The organism is Nocardiopsis sp. NPDC055879 (genome assembly GCF_053615935.1).
In genome coordinates this window covers 38,285-56,341 of sequence record NZ_JBSHCT010000028.1, presented here as the reverse complement: position 1 = coordinate 56,341, position 18,057 = coordinate 38,285, and the positions used below count along the sequence as shown (strand labels likewise).

At 70.2% G+C, this 18,057-nt stretch carries 17 protein-coding genes; 14 read left to right on the top strand and 3 right to left on the bottom strand.

The window, feature by feature from the left end:
- Window positions 1-68: 68 nt before the first annotated feature.
- From ACWGKS_RS25935 to ACWGKS_RS25910, 6 genes are all read left to right on the top strand, one after another.
- Entirely contained in the window at window positions 69-797 is a 729-nt protein-coding gene (locus ACWGKS_RS25935; protein ID WP_358514415.1) for an NUDIX hydrolase, read from the top strand.
- A 27-nt stretch (window positions 798-824) separates the two neighbouring features.
- Window positions 825-1,499 (top strand): HAD family hydrolase, encoded by a 675-nt coding sequence (locus tag ACWGKS_RS25930; RefSeq protein WP_358514413.1) that lies wholly within the window; start codon window positions 825-827, stop codon window positions 1,497-1,499.
- 165 nt (window positions 1,500-1,664) lie between these two features.
- Window positions 1,665-2,780 (top strand): ABC transporter ATP-binding protein, encoded by a 1,116-nt coding sequence (locus ACWGKS_RS25925; RefSeq protein WP_358514411.1) that lies wholly within the window; start codon window positions 1,665-1,667, stop codon window positions 2,778-2,780.
- Window positions 2,777-3,565, top strand: coding sequence for an ABC transporter permease (locus ACWGKS_RS25920; RefSeq protein ID WP_358514409.1), 789 nt, complete (start codon window positions 2,777-2,779; stop codon window positions 3,563-3,565). The genes ACWGKS_RS25925 and ACWGKS_RS25920 overlap by 4 nt, the downstream gene beginning before the upstream one ends.
- Window positions 3,562-4,242, top strand: a complete 681-nt coding sequence (locus tag ACWGKS_RS25915) for an ABC transporter permease (protein ID WP_358514407.1) — start codon at window positions 3,562-3,564, stop codon at window positions 4,240-4,242. Before ACWGKS_RS25920 ends, ACWGKS_RS25915 begins: the two co-directional genes overlap by 4 nt.
- A gap of 20 nt (window positions 4,243-4,262) precedes the next feature.
- Window positions 4,263-5,168 (top strand): ABC transporter substrate-binding protein, encoded by a 906-nt coding sequence (locus ACWGKS_RS25910; protein WP_358514405.1) that lies wholly within the window; start codon window positions 4,263-4,265, stop codon window positions 5,166-5,168.
- Between the two features lie 4 nt (window positions 5,169-5,172).
- Here the strand turns inward: ACWGKS_RS25910 and ACWGKS_RS25905 are convergent, their stop codons facing one another.
- Complete coding sequence (locus ACWGKS_RS25905) at window positions 5,173-6,168, bottom strand: LacI family DNA-binding transcriptional regulator (protein ID WP_358514403.1); 996 nt, start codon at window positions 6,166-6,168, stop codon at window positions 5,173-5,175.
- A gap of 156 nt (window positions 6,169-6,324) precedes the next feature.
- On the opposite strand from ACWGKS_RS25905, the gene ACWGKS_RS25900 reads away from it, so the two are divergent.
- The 5 genes from ACWGKS_RS25900 to ACWGKS_RS25880 are packed head-to-tail and all read left to right on the top strand — an operon-like array spanning window position 6,325 to window position 11,975.
- Entirely contained in the window at window positions 6,325-6,888 is a 564-nt protein-coding gene (locus ACWGKS_RS25900; RefSeq protein ID WP_358514401.1) for a TRAP transporter small permease, read from the top strand.
- A complete protein-coding gene (locus ACWGKS_RS25895; protein WP_358514399.1) occupies window positions 6,885-8,159 on the top strand; it encodes a TRAP transporter large permease in 1,275 nt (424 codons plus the stop codon). Before ACWGKS_RS25900 ends, ACWGKS_RS25895 begins: the two co-directional genes overlap by 4 nt.
- Before the next feature lie 29 nt (window positions 8,160-8,188).
- A complete protein-coding gene (locus ACWGKS_RS25890) occupies window positions 8,189-9,184 on the top strand; it encodes a DctP family TRAP transporter solute-binding subunit (RefSeq protein WP_358514397.1) in 996 nt (331 codons plus the stop codon).
- Between the two features lie 47 nt (window positions 9,185-9,231).
- A complete protein-coding gene (locus ACWGKS_RS25885; RefSeq protein WP_358514395.1) occupies window positions 9,232-11,094 on the top strand; it encodes a bifunctional sugar phosphate isomerase/epimerase/4-hydroxyphenylpyruvate dioxygenase family protein in 1,863 nt (620 codons plus the stop codon).
- Window positions 11,095-11,099: 5 nt separating this feature from the next.
- Window positions 11,100-11,975, top strand: a complete 876-nt coding sequence (locus ACWGKS_RS25880) for a shikimate dehydrogenase (protein WP_358514393.1) — start codon at window positions 11,100-11,102, stop codon at window positions 11,973-11,975.
- Window positions 11,976-12,029: 54 nt separating this feature from the next.
- Here the strand turns inward: ACWGKS_RS25880 and ACWGKS_RS25875 are convergent, their stop codons facing one another.
- Together ACWGKS_RS25875 and ACWGKS_RS25870 are read right to left on the bottom strand one after the other, a co-directional pair.
- Window positions 12,030-12,530 carry a flavin reductase family protein gene (locus ACWGKS_RS25875; protein WP_358514391.1) on the bottom strand — a complete coding sequence of 167 codons (501 nt, stop codon included), beginning with the start codon at window positions 12,528-12,530 and terminating at the stop codon, window positions 12,030-12,032.
- Window positions 12,527-14,248 carry a S49 family peptidase gene (locus ACWGKS_RS25870; protein ID WP_452524310.1) on the bottom strand — a complete coding sequence of 574 codons (1,722 nt, stop codon included), beginning with the start codon at window positions 14,246-14,248 and terminating at the stop codon, window positions 12,527-12,529. The genes ACWGKS_RS25875 and ACWGKS_RS25870 overlap by 4 nt, the downstream gene beginning before the upstream one ends.
- Before the next feature lie 122 nt (window positions 14,249-14,370).
- Here ACWGKS_RS25870 and ACWGKS_RS25865 point away from each other — a divergent pair, with 122 nt between their 5' ends.
- The 3 genes from ACWGKS_RS25865 (at window position 14,371) to ACWGKS_RS25855 (ending at window position 17,954) form a co-directional block, all read left to right on the top strand.
- Window positions 14,371-15,054: a hypothetical protein gene (locus tag ACWGKS_RS25865; protein WP_358516252.1), complete on the top strand. Its 684-nt coding sequence runs from the start codon at window positions 14,371-14,373 to the stop codon at window positions 15,052-15,054.
- Window positions 15,055-15,261: 207 nt separating this feature from the next.
- Window positions 15,262-16,566 carry a M16 family metallopeptidase gene (locus tag ACWGKS_RS25860; protein ID WP_358516255.1) on the top strand — a complete coding sequence of 435 codons (1,305 nt, stop codon included), beginning with the start codon at window positions 15,262-15,264 and terminating at the stop codon, window positions 16,564-16,566.
- A gap of 41 nt (window positions 16,567-16,607) precedes the next feature.
- Window positions 16,608-17,954 (top strand): M16 family metallopeptidase, encoded by a 1,347-nt coding sequence (locus tag ACWGKS_RS25855; RefSeq protein ID WP_358516258.1) that lies wholly within the window; start codon window positions 16,608-16,610, stop codon window positions 17,952-17,954.
- Window positions 17,955-18,057: the final 103 nt, after the last annotated feature.

The window sequence follows — 18,057 nt, the reverse complement described above, 5'->3', positions numbered from 1 at the left end:
CGTGCCGTGGGAGGGCGGTGTGGATACCAGGTTTTCGTCTGGCAGGCACAAACCTGTTGCAGCTTAACATGACCGAGAACGGAAGGGACAGGGTGGATATCTCGGAGGTAAACGGACAGGCCACGCTCTCGGCGCACGAGGCGCTAGCGGTCGTCCTCCAGATCCGCGCGGGCGAAGTGTGCGTCCTGCTGTGGCGACGGGCCCTACCGCCCTGTGAGGGGGAGTGGGCCCTGCCCGGGGGCAGACTCGGAGCGGAGGAGGACCTGGGCGCCTCGATCCGACGACAACTCGCCCAGAAGGTCGACGTTCGTGACCTGAGTCACCTCGAACAACTGGAGACGCGCAGCGAACCCCGACGCGACCCGCAGCGGCGCACGCTGGCCACCGCCTACCTGGGTCTGGTCCCCGCGGACATCGACCCGGTCGTGCCCGACGACACCGACTGGCATCCGGCCTCCGGCCTGCCCCCGATGGCCTTCGACCACGCTTCGATCGTGCGTTCGGGGCGGCGGCGCCTGCGCTCCAAGCTCGGCTACACCAACGTCGGTTTCGCGTTGGCTCCACCCGAGTTCACCATGTCGGAGCTGTCCGGCTACTACCGGGCCGCGCTCGGCCACGACGTGGCCGCCACCAACCTGCGCCGGGTGTTGCTGCGCCGAGGGCAGATCGAGGAGACGGGGCGTTCGGTGCCGTCGGGTCGTTCGGGCGGCCGTCCGGCGGCGTTGTTCCGGTTCCGGACCCGCGAGATGGAGGTGACCGACGCCTTCGCCGTCCTGCGCCCGCCCGGCCAGGCCTAGGTCCCGTTCTGGGTACACTCCCTGATCGTGGCAATTCGTACTGTGGTGTTCGACGTCGGCGAGACCCTGATCGACGAGACGCGCATCTTCGCGCGCTGGGCGGACCGTTTCGGGGTTCCGCACATGGCTTTCTTCGGCACCATCGGCGGCGTCATCGCCTCCGGGGGCACCCTCACGGACGGTTTCCGTCTGCTGGTCCCAGGATTCGACCTGGCGGCCGAGAGCGCCCGATGGCGCGAGGAGGACCCCGAGGGCGAACGCGAGCACTTCGGTGAGGGCGACCTGTACCCGGACGTACGCCCGGCCCTCGACACCATGCGCGAGGCCGGGCTGGGCCTGGTCATCGCGGGCAACCAGCCGGTCGAGGCCGGTGCGGCGCTGGCGGCGATGGACCTGCCGGTGGACGGCATCGGCATCTCCGACGTTTGGGGCGTGGCCAAGCCCCACCCCGAGTTCTTCGACCGCACCCTGGACCTGGTGCGCGAGAACGTCCCCGACATCGCGCCGAGCGAGATCCTCTACGTCGGCGACAGGGTCGACAACGACGTGCTGCCGGCGCGGGCGGCCGGCATGAGCACGGCCCTGCTGCGCCGGGGCATCTACGGCTACCGGCACGCGGCCGACCCGCGGGCGCGACGAGCCGACGTGATCGCCGACGACCTCCACCAGCTCGCCCGATGGGCCGCCCGGAACGCGGGCTGACCACCGAAACGGGAGATGGAGGACACGGGCGCGATTCGGTCACGGGCCGCGTCGCAGCGGTTTGTCCACAGTGTGCTCGGGTAACGTCGCTACGGTCTCGGACCGGCCGCCGCCCCCCCCGGCACCGCCGCCGGTCGGCATCGCCCCGCCCCCGAAGGAGAGCCCATGATCACGTTCGAGGGCGCCGCCAAGATCTACCCCGACGGCACCGTCGCCGTCGATGAGCTGGATCTGACCCTGGAGACCGGACGGACCACGGTCTTCGTCGGTCCTTCCGGCAGCGGCAAGACCACCTCGCTGCGGATGATCAACCGCATGGTCGAACCCACCAGGGGGACCATCCGGGTCGACGACGTGGACATTCGTCAACAGGACCCCGCGAAGCTGCGCCGGTCCATCGGCTACGTCATCCAACAGGCCGGGCTCTTCCCGCATCGCACCATCCTGGACAACATCGCCACCGTCCCGTTGCTGCTGGGTTGGCGCCGCTCCAAGGCCAGGGCCAGGGCGACCGAGCTCATGGAACTGGTCGGGCTCGAACGCTCCCAGGCCAAGCGCTATCCCCACCAGCTCTCCGGCGGCCAACAGCAAAGGGTGGGGGTCGCCCGCGCGCTGGCCGCCGACCCACCGGTGCTGCTCATGGACGAACCCTTCAGCGCGGTCGACCCGGTGGTGCGCACGAGCCTGCAGGACGAACTGCTGCGGTTGCAGCAGGAACTGCACAAGACGATCGTGTTCGTCACCCACGACATCGACGAGGCCGTGCGTCTGGGAGATCGGATCGCCGTCTTCCGCCCTGGTGGGACGCTCGCCCAGTACGACACCCCCGAGCGGCTCCTCGCCGAACCGGTCGACGACTTCGTGGAGTCGTTCGTCGGTTACGACCGCGGGGTGCGTCGCCTGTCCTTCTTCCCCGCCGGCTCTCTCACACTGCGCCAGGACGTGGTCTTCGACGCCGAGGACCGGGTGGAACGGGCCCGTGACGCCGTCGTCTCCGACGGTGAACCCTGGGCACTGGTGGTGGACGAGGGGCGCTCGCCCCTGGGCTGGGTGAGCGCGCGTCAGCTCAACGAATCCCCGGCCGGGGTCACCCTGGGGTCGTTGGGGCTCACGCCCTACGGGCACATCTTCAACGTCGCCACCGACTCCCTGCGCGCCGCGCTGGACGCCGCGGTCCTCTCGCCCGCCGGTCGGGCGGTGGGCGTGGACACCGATGGGGCGGTCCTGGGCGTGGTCTCCCAGGACGACCTGGGCACCGCGATCTGGTCGGTGAGCGAATGATCGCGGCCTACGACTGGGTCGGCGGGATCGTCGATTGGGCGGTCGCCGACTGGAGCCATCCGGGAGAGCCGGACCGCGGCATCCTGGCCCGGTTGCTGGAGCACATGCGTCTGTCGTACGTGTCCATCCTCATCGGCCTGGCCATCGCGCTGCCGCTGGGCCTGGCCTGTGTGCGTTGGAGACCGGTCTACCCGCCGGTGCTCACCGGGGTGAACGTCCTGTACTCGGTGCCCTCCATCGCCCTGTTCTTCCTGATGCTGCCCTACACCGGGTTCAGCGACTGGACGGCGATCATCCCGCTGGCCCTGTACACCCTGGTGATCCTGCTGCCCAACGTGGTGGACGGGCTGCGTCAGGTACCCGAGCACGTGCGCCAGGCCGCCGTCGCCATGGGTTTCGGACCGTTGCGTCGTCTGGTGTTCGTGGAGGTGCCGGTGGCGGTCCCGGTGATCATCGCCGGGTTGCGGGTGGCCTCCGTGGCCACCATCAGCATGGTCAGCGTCGCCTCCCTGGTGGGACTGGGCGGGCTGGGACAGCTGATCGTCAGTGAGGGTTTCCGCCGCCAGTTCGACGCCCCCATCGTCGTGGGCATCGTCCTCACGGTGGCGCTCGCGCTGGTCACCGACGCGGTCCTGGTCATCGCCCAGCGGTTGCTCACCCCGTGGGCGCACGCCGGCAAGGGTCGGCTCGCCCGCAAGCGGGCGGCCCGCGCCGAGGCGGCGGCCGCCGGCGGCGACGCCGCGGTCGGCTCCGGCACCGTTTCCGACCACAGGGAGTCGCCGTGAACGTCCTGACCCTGTTGGTCGAGTGGTTCAGCGACCCCGCCCAGTGGACCGGGTCCGCCGGCATCCCCGTGCGACTCGGTGAACACGTCTACTATTCGCTGCTCGGGCTGCTGCTTTCCACCGCCATCGCCGTACCGGTGGGGCTGTTCACAGGGCACACCGGCGTCGGCGGGTTCCTCACCACCAGCCTCGCCAACTTCGCCCGCGCCCTGCCCACCATCGGCGTGCTGTTCCTCATCGTGCTGCTGGCCGGGATCGGTCTGGTCCCGGTGGTGTGCGCGCTGGTCGCCCTCGCCGTCCCGCCCATCCTCGTCAACACCCACGAGGGGGTGCGGGGGGTGGACCCCCGGCTGAGGGACGCCGCCATGGGCATGGGCATGCGCGGTCGCGAGGTCCTGTTCAAACTCGAACTGCCGGTGGCGACCCCCCTCATCCTCCTGGGGATGCGCACCGCGGCCGTGCAGGTCGTCGCCACGGCCACCATCGCCGCCTACGTGGGCGTGGGCGGTCTGGGCCGCTACATCGTGGACGGGCAGGCCCGCCAAGACCTTTCCATGCTGCTGGGCGGCTCCGTCCTGGTGGTGGGGTTGGCCGTGGTCACCACACTCCTGTTCGCCGGGCTGCGGCGTCTCCTCGTCGCCCCGGGGTTGCGGGCCGAGGCCGCCGCCGAACGCTGATCCGAAAAGAGGCATCTGACATGAGCAAGAAACTCGCCCTGACCGGGCTCCCCCTCGTGCTTCTCCTGAGCGCTTGCGGTGGCAGCGATCCCTTCGAGGAGGGTGGTGACGCCGAGGGCGGCGAGGGCGGTGACGCCATCGTCGTCGGGTCCGCGGACTTCCCCGAGAGCACCCTGCTCGCCGAGGTCTACGGTCGTGCGCTGGAGGCCGAGGGGGTGCCGGTGGACTACCAGCTCAACATCGGCAGCCGCGAGGTGTACTACGACCAGATCGAGGCGGGGGCGCTCTCGCTCTTCCCCGAGTACAACGGCGCGATCCTGGCCTACCTGGACGACGAGGCGCCCAGCGCCGACTCGGAGGAGACCAACACCCTGCTGGAGGAGGCTCTGCCCGAGGGCCTGGAGATCCTGGCCTCCTCCGAGGCGGAGAACAAGGACTCGGTGACCGTCACCCGGGAGATCGCGGACGAGTACGACCTGGCGGCCCTCCCCGATCTCGCCGACGTGGCGGACGAGTTGGTGCTGGGCGGGCCGCCGGAGTTCGAGACCCGACAGCAGGGGGTCATGGGCCTGGAATCGGTGTACGGGGTGGAGTTCGGCGAGTTCCGTTCGCTGGAGGTCGCCCTGCTCACCAAGGCGCTCACCGACGACGACATCCAGGCCGCCAACCTGTTCACCACCGATCCGCAGATCGTGGAGGAGGGGTTCGTGGTCCTGGAGGACCCCGAGAACCTCTTCGGCGCGCAGAACGTCACCCCGCTGATCAACTCCGAGCAGGTCGACGAGACCGCCCGGGGGATCATCGACGAGGTGTCGGGCACCCTCACCACCGAGGAGCTGACCGAGCTCAACAAGCGGATCGTCGTCGACAACGAGAACGCGGCCGACGTCGCCCAGGAGTGGCTGCGGGAGCAGGGCCTGGCCTGAGTCCTCACCCCGGGGCCGGTCCAGTGGAGCCGCGTACCACCAGGTGCGCGGGCAGTACCACCTGTCGGGGCGGGGTGCCCGGCCGGGTGACCCGCTCCAACAGCAGTTCCACCGCCATGCGGCCCGCCTCCTCGTGCGGTCCCGCCAGTGTCGTGAGCGCCGGCACGCAAAGGTCGGCGCCGAAGATGTCGTCGTAGCCCACCACACTGCGTTCGCGCGGCACGTCCAGGCCCCGTTCGGCCAGCCGTCGCAGCACACCGATGGCGAGCAGGTCGTTGTGCGCCACCAACGCGGTCGCTCCGTCCACCAGGGCCGCGTCGGCGGCGGCCGCCCCGCTCTCCATCCTGGGTGAGAACGGGCCCAGGCGGGTGGCGCGCAGCCCACGCCGGCCCGCCATCGCGCTCAGCGCCCGCCACCGTTCGGCCGCGTGCCAGGACTCCTTGGGTCCGCTGAGGTAGACCAGGGATCGGTGCCCGAGCGAGGCCAGGTGTTCCACGATCTGTCGGCTGCCGGACCCGTCGTCCACGGTCGCGCCGGGCAGCCCCTCGATCCGCCGGTTGACCAGGGCCAGGTTGTGCTCCCGGGCCAGTTCCACCGTGGTCCGCTCGCTCATGCGGCCCGCCGCCAGCACGAACCCGTCCACCGAGAGTTCCAGACGTTCGATCTGGCGGCGTTCATTGTCGCCGGACTCCTCGGTGTTGCTGAGTATGAAGGTCAGCCCCGAGGCGTTGGCCCGCCGCTCCGCGCCTCGGATGGTGCCGAAGAAGTGCGGGTTGGTGATGTCGGGGACCAACAGCGCGACGGTGGCGGTACGCCCCGACTGCAACGCGCTGGCCAGGGGGTTGGGCCGGTAACCGAGCCGTTCGGCGACGGTGAGGACGTGCTCGCGGGTGGCGGCGTTGACCCGCCGCGGGTTGCTGAAGGCGCGGGAGACCGTGGAGGCGGCTACCCCGGCCTCCGCCGCGACGTCGTAGACGGTGCTGCGCTTGGCGGGACTCATGTCCCCATTTGTAGGGCCGATGGCAACTTTTGGCAATCGCTTGCCATTCCTCTCGGAGGAAACCTAGAGTTCACGAAAACGAAATGAGACCCCGGTCACTCAGGGGTCTGACCTGTGCTGATGCGCCCCTCCGACGTTGGGACTGGAGCCTTCCGGATGACCGACCCCCTCAGGAACGACGGAGGCGAGCCACCCCACTCGCGTCCGGCGACGATTCGGTGGCTGGAGGCCGCCGAGCTGCTCGTCGGTGGCCTCCTGCTCCTCATGATCTTCGCGTTGATGCTCGTCCAGGCGTCCCAACGCCACCTGCCGATGGACGGCTGGGTCTGGGTCGGCGAACTCGCCCGTTTCGGGTTGGTGTGGCTGGCCTTCTCCCTGGCCGGATACCTGGTGGGCCGCGACGACCACATCACCCTCAAGCTCGTCGACTTCGTCGCCAAGGGGTGGGTGATGCGCGCGGTGTGGATCCTGGCCAACCTCGTCGTGGCCGCCACCTGCTTCTCCTTCGCCCTGGGCGCCGCCGACCAGGTCTTCGGGCCCTCACCCCAGACCACCCCGGTCCTCGAAATCCCGCTGACCTGGACGTACGTCATCCCGATGGTCGGACTGGCCCTGGCCGCGCTGCGCGCCCTGCTCAACGCGGTCCTCCTTCCCGGACCGCCCGAACCCGAAGTGCCCCCGACCGCACCCGCCGACACCCCCGAGGAGCCCACCCGATGAGCGCCGGACTCGTCCTCCTGGGGATCGTCGTGCTGCTGGCGGTGCGCGTCCCGATCGCCTTCGCCATCCTCGCGCCCTGCCTGGTGTACATGGCCTCCACCGGACAGTCCAGTGGCCTGGCCCTGCGCACCGCGGCACAGGAGATCAACAGCTTCCCCCTGCTCGCCATCCCCCTGTTCATCATGGTCGGCGTCGCCGCCAACCACACCGGCATCGCCGATCGCATCTTCGCCTTCGCCCAGGTCCTCCTGGGTCGGGTGCGCGCCGGGCTCGGCTACGTCAACATCGGTGTCAGCGTCGGGTTCTCCTGGGTCAGCGGCACCGCGCTCGCCGACGTCGCCGGCATGGGCAAGATGCAGGTGCCCGCGATGACCGAGCGCGGCTACTCGCGCCGCTTCGCCCTCGGACTCACCGCGGCCTCCAGTCTGATCAGCCCGATCATGCCGCCCAGCATTCCGGCGATCGTCTACGCCTCGGTGGCGGCGGTCTCCACCGCGGCGCTGTTCGCGGCCGCGGTCGTGCCCGCCTTCCTCGTGGCGGCGGGGCTGGCCCTGGCCGTCTACCTGTGGGGGCGCAAACGCCCCGAACTGGTGGGGGAGAAACCCACCTTCGCCGAGGCGCGCACCGCCACCCTGAGGGTCATCGGGCCGCTGGGCGCCCCGGTGATCCTGCTCGGCGGCATCCTGGGCGGCTTCTTTACCCCGACCGAGGCCGCCGCCGTCGGTGCCGCCTACGTGCTGGCCCTCGGCTTCCTCTACCGACGGCTCGACCCGCGCTCGCTGTGGCGGATCATCGTGGAGACCGCCACGACGACCGCGTCGATCGCGATCGTCCTGGCGGCGTCGGGTCTGCTCGGCTGGGTCTTGGCGCGTGAACGCGTCCCGCAGGACATCGCGTCCTTCCTCCTGGGCCTCACCGAGAACCCGATCGTCTTCCTCGTCCTGGTCAACGTGGTGCTCATCCTCATCGGCACCGTGCTGGAACCCATCGCCGCCCTGATGATCACCGTGCCCGTGCTGCTGCCCATCGCCGTGCAGTTCGGCGTGGACCCCGTCCACTTCGGGGTGATCGTCATCGTCAACCTCATGATCGGCCTGCTCACACCACCGATCGGCGGGGTCCTGTTCGTCCTGGGCTCGGCCACCCGCACTCCGATGCACGAGGTCTTCCGCGGTACCGGGCCCTTCCTCGTCCCGCTGCTGGTGGTGCTGGGCCTGCTCACCGTCGCCCCGGACCTCGTCCTGTTCCTGCCCAGGTACCTGGGCCTTTGACCCCGCACACCGAAACCAGGGAGTACCCCATGCGACACCCCCACCGCTGGACCGTCCTCGTTCCGGCCCTCGCCCTCGGTCTTACCGCCTGCGGCGGCTCCGGCGACTCCGACGCCGACGTCACCCTGTCCTTCGCCAACAGCTACACGAACGATCACCCCCATACCCGCTGCGGCATCGACCTGGTCGCCGAACGCGTCGAGGAGGCCGGGGTCGGGCTCGCCGTCGACACCTTCCCCAACAGCCAACTCGGCGACAACACCGAGACGTTCGCGTCCGTGATGTCGGGCGACATCGACATGGACGTGCAGGGTTCGGCCGCGCTCGGCTCGGCCCACGAGCCCATCGGCATTCTGGACGCCGCCTACGCCTTCGACGACGTCGACCAGATGTTCGACTACTTCGACTCCGAGGACTCCACCGCGCTCAAGAGCGACTTCGAGGAGACCACCGGGGTCAAGATCCTCGACGTCTGGTACTTCGGCGACCGTCACTTCACCGCCAACCAGCCGATCCGCACCCCCGACGACCTCGACGGACTGAGGATGCGCTTCCCCGACTCCCCGATCTACCTGGCCAACGCCGAGGCCATGGGGGCCACGCCCACCACCGTCGCGTTCGAGGAGGTCTACCTCGCCCTGCAACAGGGCACCGCGGACGGCCAGGAGAACCCGATCCCCACCGTGTCCGCGGACAGCTTCGACGAGGTCCAGAGCCACATCAGTCTCTCCGGTCACCAGGTGGGCTCCCAGATGATCGTCGTCTCGGGTGAGAACTGGGAGGGGCTCGACGAGTCCCAGCAGGACGCCCTGCAAACGTCGGTCAGTGAGGTCCGTGAGGAGAACCGCGCCTGCGTCGAGGAGGCCGAGGCCGAGATCGTCCAGGACTGGGCCGACAACGGCACCATCGAGGTCGTCGACGACGTGGACGTCGACGCCTTCCGTGAGCAGGTCCGCGCCTACTTCGCCGACAACCTCGACGCCGAGCAGCACGAGCTCTACGAGTCCCTGCACGCCGGATCCTGACCCGCGGGGTCCGTACACGAGCACGAGAAGAAAGGCAGGGAACACCCATGAGGCGTTCCATCGCCACGGTTTCGTTGAGCGGAACCCTGGAGGAGAAGCTCCGGGCCGCCGCCGGCGCCGGGTTCGACGGCGTCGAGATCTTCGAGAACGACCTGATCTCCTCGCCGCTGAGGCCACGCGAGATCCGTGACCTGGTGGCGTCGCTCGGCCTCGGGACCGATCTGTACCAACCGTTCCGGGACTTCGAGGGGGTGGCCGATGACCGGGTGGAGGCGAACCTGCGCCGCGCCGAGGCCAAGTTCTCCCTCATGGTGGAGCTGGGCGCGGACACCATCCTGGTCTGCTCCAACGCCTCACCGGACGTCGTGGACGACGACGCCCGGTCCGCCGCCCAGCTGCGGCGACTGGCCGAGACCGCCGAACGCTACGGGATCCGGGTCGCCTACGAGGCACTGGCCTGGGGTGGGGCGGTGAACCGGTACGCGCACTCCTGGCGGATCGTGGAGATGGCCGACCACCCTTCCCTGGGGGTGTGCCTGGACAGCTTCCACATCCTGTCCAGGGACGACGACCCGGCGGGGATCCGAGACATCCCCGGGGAGAAGATCTTCTTCCTGCAGCTCGCGGACGCCCCCCGGATGGCCATGGACGTGCTCCAGTGGAGCAGGCATTATCGGTGCTTCCCCGGGCAGGGCGGGTTCGACCTGACCGCGTTCACCGACCACGTCCTGGCCGCCGGGTACACCGGACCGCTGTCCCTGGAGGTCTTCAACGACGTGTTCCGTGCCTCGGACGCGCGGCGCACCGCGGCCGACGCCATGCGCTCGCTGTCCCTGTTGGAGGACTCGCTGGGACGCGACCCGGATGGGCCGCGCCCGAAGGTGGAGCCGTCCCGCCTCCCCGCACCCGTCCGTCCCTCCGGGTACGCGTTCGTGGAGGTCGCCGCCGGGGCCGCGTCGGCGGGGCGGGTGCGCACGATCCTGTCGGCGTTGGGCTTCGCGCACACCCACGACCACCGTTCCAAACCCGTCCAGCTGTGGCGCCACGGTGACGCGCGCGTCCTGCTCAACTCCACCGATCCCAGGCTGGGGCACACCTGGGGCGGAGCGGCGTCCGTGACCGCGTTGGGCGTGGCCGTACCCGACCCGGAAGGGGCGGTGGAGCGGGCCGGTCGACTGCTGGCCCCGGCGCTGCCCCGTCGCCGGGACCCGGCCGAGTCGGAGTTGCACGCGGTCGCCGCCCCGGACGGCACCGCGGTGTTCTTCTGCGCGGAGGGGGAGGGCGGGCCGGACTGGACCGCGGACTTCTCGGCGCCCGCGCTCCATGACCGGGTCGAGGGGACGTCCTCCGGGGCGGCCCACATCGACCACGTCGGCCTGTTCCAACCGTTCGACCACTTCGACGAGGCATCGCTGTTCTACCGTTCCCTGTTCGGGCTGACCCCCGAGGAGAACGTCGAGATGGCCGCGCCGGACGGGCTGGTGCGCAGCCGCGCCCTGGCCGGCCGGGGCACGGGACCGCGTGTGGTCCTCAACGTGTCGGTCCTGGGGCGAGGACCCGATGGCGGCGCCGAAGGGGGAGCCCAACACCTGGCCTTGTCCTGTGACGACGTCTTCGCGGTCGCCGAGACGATGCGCGCCGCCGGTGTGGAGCCCCTGCCGATCCCCGACAACTACTACGACGACCTCGCCTGCCGTACCGACCTGCGCCCCGACACGCGTGAGCGCATGCGGGAGAACGGCGTCCTCTACGATCGGGACGACGACGGCGAGTTCTGGCACTTCTACACCGCCACCGTCGACGGGCGCCTGTTCTTCGAGGTGGTCCAGCGGATCGGTGGATACGACGGGTACGGGTCCGCCAACAGCGCCGTGCGCATGGCCGCGCAACGGTCGGAGGCCGGGTGCTGACGGGGATGAGCGACGACGTGCGGGAGCGGTCCTTCCTGGCCGGGTTGATCGGTGCGGGGATCGGGCCTTCGCTCACCCCGTCCATGCATGAACGGGAGGCCGCCAGGCTCGGGCGCCGTCTGGTCTATCGGACCATCGACATCGACCGGTTGCGGCTGGCCCCGGAGTCCGTGGGCGAACTGGTGGAGTCGGCGCGACGCCTGGGGTTCGACGGGCTCAACATCACCCACCCGTGCAAACGGCTGGTGTTGCCCTTCCTGGACGGTCTCTCCGCGGAGGCCGCCGCCCTGGGCGCGGTGAACACCGTGGTCTTCGGGTCGGAGGGGGCCGTCGGGCACAACACCGACTGGTCGGGGTTCGCCACGGCACTGCGCCACGGCCTTCCCCAAGCCCCCAGGGAGCGGGTCGTCCTGCTGGGGGCGGGGGGCGCCGGCGCGGCCGTGGCCTACGCCCTGCTGCGGACCGGCACCCGGCGACTGACCGTGGTGGACACGTCGGCCGCGAACGCGACCGCCCTGGTCGAACGACTGTCCGGGGTGTTCCCCGAAGCGGAGGTCGGGACGACGGAACCGGCGGACCTGCGGGTCGGGCCGATCGAGGCCGACGGGTTGGTCCACGCCACCCCCACCGGGATGGCCGACCACCCCGGGCTGCCCCTGGACCCGGGACTTCTGCATCCCGGGGTATGGGTGGCCGACGTGGTCTACCGGCCGCTGCGCACCGCGTTGCTATCGGCCGCCACCGAACGCGGTTGCGCGACCCTGGACGGCGGCGGGATGGCGGTCCACCAGGCCGGTGACGCCTTCGCGCTGATCACCGGTCTCACTCCGGACCCCGAGCACCTGACCGCCCACTTCCGGGCCCTGGTCGCCACCGAGTGAACGAACGGCGGGCGGGGCCGCCCGCCCCCGCCCGCCGTCGACCGTGGTCGACGCTCAGGGCTTCACCGAGTGGTAGCGCCCGCCCCAACGCACCATCGCGGGGCCGGGGCGGTCCGTGCCCACCTCCGGCAGGCCCACCACGTCGGCGAAGAACACCGTGTGGTCGCCGACCTCCACCTTCTTCCGCACCGAGCACTCCAGGGCCGACAGGGCCTCGTCCAACACGATCGCCCTGGTGTGCTCGCCCCGATGGTGCGGCTGCCCCGACACCAACAGACGGGCGCTGGGGCGGCCCTCGGCGGAGAACCGGCCGGCCAGGGCGCGCTGGTCGGCCGAGAGCACGCTCACCGCGAACGCGCCCACCTCCGCCACGACCTCGGCCACGTACCCCTCCGAGTCCACGCTCAACATGACCACCGGGGGGTCCACCGACACCGACACCAGGGCGCTCACCGTCGCCCCGATGTCGTCACGTCCGTCCGCGATGGTCACCACCGTCACCCCGGTCGGCAACATCGCCATGGCGCCCAAGTAGGCGCCACCGTCCACGCTCAACGGATCTCCCACGTCCCGGGCATGCTCAGGGGGCCGGCGGTGGGCAGACCCAGTCGGGCCGCCACGTGCTCCAGCGGACCCCAGGCGCTCAGAACGGTCTGCGGCTCCGTGGCCATGTCCTCACTGGACTCGTGCGGACGCAACCGGTCCAACGGGTGGGTGCGCGGGAACGAACGCACCGGCAGCGCACCGGCCCCGGCCTTGTCCCTGGCCAGCCGCACCGCCGTCGCCACACCGCCCAGCTCGTCGACCAGGCCGCGCTCCTTGGCGTCGGCGCCGGTCCAGATCCGGCCCCTGGCGACCTCGTGGATCTCGTCCCAGGTCTTTCCGCGGGCGGCGGCCACCTTGGTGACGAAGTCGTCGTAGATGCTGTCCAGCAGGAGGTTGATCCGTTCCCACTCGGACTCGCTGAAGCCCTTCTCGGAGTCGAACATCGCGGCGTGCGCGCCCTGGCGCACCGAGTCCGAGGTGATGCCGAAGCGTTCCTTGAGGGCGCCCAGGACCGGCTTGCCGGTGAGCACGCCGATGGAACCGGTGATGGTGGCGGGCTGGGCCACGATCGCGTCCGACCCCAGGGCCACGTAGTAGCCGCCGGAACCGGCGACGTCGCCCATCGTCGTGATGACCGGCTTGCCGGCCTCACGGGTCAGCTGACTCTCGTGACGGATCAGGTCCGAGGCGATGGCCGAACCACCGCCGCTGTCCACCCGGAACACCACGGCTTTGACCCGGGGGTCCTGGCGGGCGGCCCGGAACGCCGCGCAGACGGTGTCCGATCCCATCACGGCGCCGCCCAGCGGGGAACGGCGGCTCTTGCCCAGGGTGATGCCACCGGTGGCGGAGATCAGGGCGATGTGCGCGTCATCGGCGACGAACTTGGGCTTGGGCGGGGTGACGTGCCCGCGGTGGTAGCGCACGACGAACCGCAGGACGGGCTCGGGCGACTTCTCCTCCTCGCCCCGAACCTCCTTCAGCAGGTCGTCGTAGACCTCGTTCCGGTAGGCGAGCCGGTCCACCAGCCCGGCCTCCAGCGCCTCCTTCGCCAGGATCGGCGCGGTGTCGACGAGCTCGCGCACCCGCTTGTCGGTGAGACCGCGACTCTTGGCGACCGCCTCGACGATCTGGTCGTTCATGGACTCGATGATCCGACCGACCGCCTCACGGTGCGGGTCGGTGTACCCGGTCTGGGTGAAGGAGTTGATGGCGTTCTTGTACTCGTGGCGGGCACCGGCCTCGAACCTCACGTCGAGTTTGTCCAGGGCGCCCTTGTAGAACGTGGCCCGCGACATCAGGCCGTTCAACCCCACCAGGCCGGTGGGGGACAGGACGATCCGGGTGAAGGCGGTCGCCAGGTAGTAGGGGAGGTTGCCGTCACTGGCCTCGCCGAAGGTGTCAGCCCAGGCCACCGCGGGCTTTCCGGTGGCGCGGAAGTCGGCGACGGTGTCGCGCAGCTCCTGGACCTTGGCCGGGCCGAGGGAACGCGCGTCCACCCGCACGACGAGCGCACCCACCCGCGGGTCGCGCGCACCGCGGCGGATACCCTCCAGTACCTCCAGGTACTGCTGTTTGCGTCGGTTCATGATCTGGCTCAGGGGGTCGCCGGGAGACTCGTCGACCACCCCTTCCGTCAGATCCAGTTCCAGGACCAGAGGACCCTGGGGTCGAGGGCCGAAACGGTTGAGGGACAAGGGCTCAGTGATCTTCGCGAGGTCCACCATGGGCCCAGGGTAGTCGCGACGGTTCCACTGTGCGTCGAGCCTGTGGATAGCGCTAGGGTCGACCTTGCTCCGAGCCGACGAGGACCCCACACGGCGGAGACCACAGAGAAGGGCGGGACACCATGACGGGCGCGAAGGACCAGGTGCGGCGACGTGCGAGAAGGGGCGTCCAGGGCGCCGCGATCGCGGCGGTGGCACTGTTGACCCTCGGCGCCTGTGGCTCCGGGGGGCCCGAGGAGGTCGAACTGGAGCGTGGCGAGAGCGGCATGATGCCCGCGATCGACCCGCCCGGCCCGGAGGGTTTCGAGAACGTCGAGGTCGCCGGGGTGAAGATCGAGGCCCCCGACGACTGGGAGGTCCAGAACGAGGGCGGCCAGGTGTGCCTGACCCCGCCCGGGCAGAGCGCCTGCGCCTACGGTTCGGTCCGGTTGGTTCCCGAGCAGGCCGCCGACCACCCCCAGAGCTGGCCCAAGAAGGACGACGCCTTCTACGACGACGACGGCTGGGCGGACAACACCGACGGCTGCCGCAGCCTCAACACCGCGGGCTCGGGCAACATCGGCGTGGACGAGGCGACCCTGGCCAACGGCAGCGGCAACGTCTTCGAGCACGCCGACGGTCTCAAGTCCCACCACTCGATCTGGAGCGTCACCTGCGCCAACGGCGACAACTTCGAGGTGCGCATGTGGTTCCTGCCCGAGAGCGACGTGATGCTCTACGTGTGGTCCGTCGACGCCCAGTACGACGCCCTCTACGACGAGATCGCCGCGTCGATGGACACCACCGCCTACCGCGCGAACTCCTGAGGCCGTGTCCTCCAGCGCCTCCGCTTCGCTTCGGTGACCATCCGGCCGTCACCGGTGTCACGCCCTTCCCGGTATCGGTCGGCGAGGGCGACGAAAACCCCTACGGATTGCCCGAACCTCGTGTCCTGAGGGTGCCTTGAGGCCATAGGCTCGTATTCGCTGAAGCAGTCAACGCGATTTGATGGGGTGCATGCGCAGGTGACCACCATGGGAACGTCCGGGCGGGTCGAGCAGTACACGCTGGACAACGGTTTGCGTCTTGTGACCGCTCCGGCCTCCACCGGTCAGGTCGCCGCGGTCAACCTTTGGTACGGCGTGGGTTCGCGCCACGAGGTGCCCGGGCGCACGGGGTTCGCCCACCTGTTCGAGCACCTGATGTTCCAGGGAACCGGAAACACCGACAAGGGTGACCACTTCGACGCGGTCGAGCGGCTCGGCGGCGACATCAACGCCTCCACGTCCACCGACCGCACCAACTACTTCGAGACGGTCCCCACCCACGCCCTGGACCTGATCCTGTGGCTGGAGGCCGACCGTCTGGCCACCCTGCGCGAGGGCATGACCCAGGAGGTCCTGGACAACCAGCGCGACGTGGTCAAGAACGAGCGCCGCCAGCGCTACGAGAACCAGCCCTATGGCACCGCGCTGGAGCGCATCCTGCGCCTGGCCTACCCGGAGGGACACCCCTACCATCATCCGACCATCGGATCTATGGCCGACCTGGACGCCGCGGACCTGGACTACGTCAAGTCCTTCCACAAGCTGCACTACGGCCCGGACAACTGTGTCCTGACCATCGTCAGCGACCTGGACACCGCCGACGTCCTGGCCCGGGTGGAGAAGTTCTTCGGTCACATCCCGGCCCGCGAGGAGATCCCCGAGGTCCCCGACTCCACCCTGACCGGTGGGCTGGGCGGCCCGGTGGGCGACGCGGTCACCGAGACCGTCCCCGCCGCCGGTGTCTTCATCGGCTTCCGGGTGCCCGCCTACGGTGAACGCGAGCACGACGCCGCCCAGCTGGCCGCCGCGGTCCTGGGACAAGGCCAGGGCAGCCGCCTGTACCGTTCGCTGGTCGTGGACCGCCCCATCGCCGCGGACGACGGCGGTGGCGCCGCGGACATCCTGCCGTTCCGCTACACCGACAGCCTGCTGCTGGTGAACATGCTCGCCCGCGAGAACGTCGACGGCGACGTGCTGGAGAAGGCCATCCGCGAGGAGATCGCCAAGCTCGCCGACGGGGTGAGCGACGAGGAGCTCGACCGGGCCCGCGCCGTCCTGGAGCGCGAGCACCTGCACCACATCTCCGGCCCCTCCGGCCTGGCCGACACCATCGGTGCTTGCACGCAGTTGTTCGGCGACCCCGAGCTCGCCTACACCTGGCCGCAGCGCTGGGCCGACATCACCGCCGAAGAGGTCCGTGCCGCCGCCGCGCGCCTCCTGGTCGACGAGAACATGCTGGTCGTGCGGTTCGACCCCGAATCCGGGGCAGAAGCCGACGCTTCCCGTTCGTGACCGCAGGCCCCGTCGTTCCCAGCCACAGAAAGAGCCGCAGCATGCAGCAGACCCGTCCGGACCTCGGTGCCGCCGCGTCCTACACCTTTCCCAAGCCCCAGCGCATCCGTGTCGGCAACGGCACGGTCGTCGCCGTGGACCTGCCCGGCCAGCAGCTGGCCTCGCTCCGCCTCATCCACCCGGCGGGCGGTGCGGTCGAACCCCTCGACGCCATGGGCGTCGGCGCCCTGACCAGTGAGGTCCTCGAAGACGGCCCCGACGGCAACAGCTCGCTGGCGCCCGCACTGGAGCGCTACGGTGCCGAGTGGATCTCCCGCGTCAACTGGGACGGTTTCATCACCGGCCTGGACGCGCCGACCAACCGCCTCGGCGAGGCCGTCCGCCTGTTCACCGACGCGGTGCGCCGCCCAGCGCTGAACCCCGACGACATCCTCCGACGCCGTGAACAACTCCTGGAGCGCTTCTGGCTGGAGGCCGCCTCCGCGTCCACCCTGGCCATGCGCAGCCTCGGTGGCCAGTTGTTCAGCGGCCGCTACGCCACCCCGCTGGCGGGCGGCCCGGTCAAGCTCGCCGACGTCACCCCCGAGCGGGTGGCCGCCTTCCACGCCGAGTCCCTCGCCTCGGTCGCCGGTACCCTCGTGGTCGTCGGTGACCTGGCCGGGGTCGACCTGGAGGAGCTGGGTCGCGGCGTCTTCGGCGACGCCGCCGCCACCCCCGAGCGCCTGATCACCGAGCCCGCGCCGCCGCCCGGCGAACTGCCCCGGGTCCTCATCGTGGACCGTCCCGGGTCGGTGCAGTCCGCCCTGGTGGTCGCGCACCGGGCCCCCTCGCGTTCGCAGGTGGACCTGCCGCGCGTGGAGGGCATCAGCGAGGTCCTGGGCGGAATGTTCACCTCCCGCCTCAACATGGAGCTGCGCGAGCGGTTGGGCTACACCTACGGCGCGGGCAGCCGCTTCGACCTGCGCCGCGACAGCGGTGTCTTCTTCATGAGCACCCAGGTGGAGGCGAGCACCACCGCGCACTCGGTCACCTCCACCTTCGAGCAGGTTCGGAAGCTGCGCGAGGGCGGGGTCACCGAGGACGAGCTGACCACCGTCCGCGAGTCCAACACCGTGGGGCTCCCGGTCGCCTTCTCCACCGCTCGCGCGGTCGCCGGCGCCCTGGTGGACATCGTCGTGCACGACCTGCCCGACGACCACGTCGACCGGGTGCGGGCCGGCTACGAGAAGCTCACCGCGCAGGACCTGAACAGCGCCGCGGTCGAGCACCTCCACCCGGAGGAATCGGTCGTGGTGGTGGTCGGTGACGCCGACAGTCTCCGCGAACCCCTCACCAAGGCCGGGATCGGTCCGGTCGAGGTGCGTTCCCCCGAGTCCCTCTGGAGCTGATCTCCCGGGTTTCGTGGGCCCCCCACCGCGCGGGGCCCCAAACCACAGCCCGGGGCAGGGGGGGCCAGGGGGAGACGCACCAACGCCATTGTTGTGGGATGTG

Excerpts from the sequence above, each read along its gene's own strand:
- ACWGKS_RS25905 (WP_358514403.1), bottom strand. The coding sequence starts at position 6,168 with ATGAGTCCCGCCAAGCGCAGCACCGTCTACGACGTCGCGGCGGAGGCC.
- ACWGKS_RS25890 (WP_358514397.1), top strand. The coding sequence starts at position 8,189 with ATGCGACACCCCCACCGCTGGACCGTCCTCGTTCCGGCCCTCGCCCTC.
- ACWGKS_RS25925 (WP_358514411.1), top strand. The coding sequence starts at position 1,665 with ATGATCACGTTCGAGGGCGCCGCCAAGATCTACCCCGACGGCACCGTC.
- ACWGKS_RS25865 (WP_358516252.1), top strand. The coding sequence starts at position 14,371 with ATGACGGGCGCGAAGGACCAGGTGCGGCGACGTGCGAGAAGGGGCGTC.
- ACWGKS_RS25870 (WP_452524310.1), bottom strand. The coding sequence starts at position 14,248 with ATGGTGGACCTCGCGAAGATCACTGAGCCCTTGTCCCTCAACCGTTTC.
- ACWGKS_RS25920 (WP_358514409.1), top strand. The coding sequence starts at position 2,777 with ATGATCGCGGCCTACGACTGGGTCGGCGGGATCGTCGATTGGGCGGTC.
- ACWGKS_RS25860 (WP_358516255.1), top strand. The coding sequence starts at position 15,262 with ATGGGAACGTCCGGGCGGGTCGAGCAGTACACGCTGGACAACGGTTTG.
- ACWGKS_RS25855 (WP_358516258.1), top strand. The coding sequence starts at position 16,608 with ATGCAGCAGACCCGTCCGGACCTCGGTGCCGCCGCGTCCTACACCTTT.
- ACWGKS_RS25895 (WP_358514399.1), top strand. The coding sequence starts at position 6,885 with ATGAGCGCCGGACTCGTCCTCCTGGGGATCGTCGTGCTGCTGGCGGTG.
- ACWGKS_RS25900 (WP_358514401.1), top strand. The coding sequence starts at position 6,325 with ATGACCGACCCCCTCAGGAACGACGGAGGCGAGCCACCCCACTCGCGT.
- ACWGKS_RS25935 (WP_358514415.1), top strand. The coding sequence starts at position 69 with ATGACCGAGAACGGAAGGGACAGGGTGGATATCTCGGAGGTAAACGGA.
- ACWGKS_RS25885 (WP_358514395.1), top strand. The coding sequence starts at position 9,232 with ATGAGGCGTTCCATCGCCACGGTTTCGTTGAGCGGAACCCTGGAGGAG.
- ACWGKS_RS25910 (WP_358514405.1), top strand. The coding sequence starts at position 4,263 with ATGAGCAAGAAACTCGCCCTGACCGGGCTCCCCCTCGTGCTTCTCCTG.
- ACWGKS_RS25880 (WP_358514393.1), top strand. The coding sequence starts at position 11,100 with ATGAGCGACGACGTGCGGGAGCGGTCCTTCCTGGCCGGGTTGATCGGT.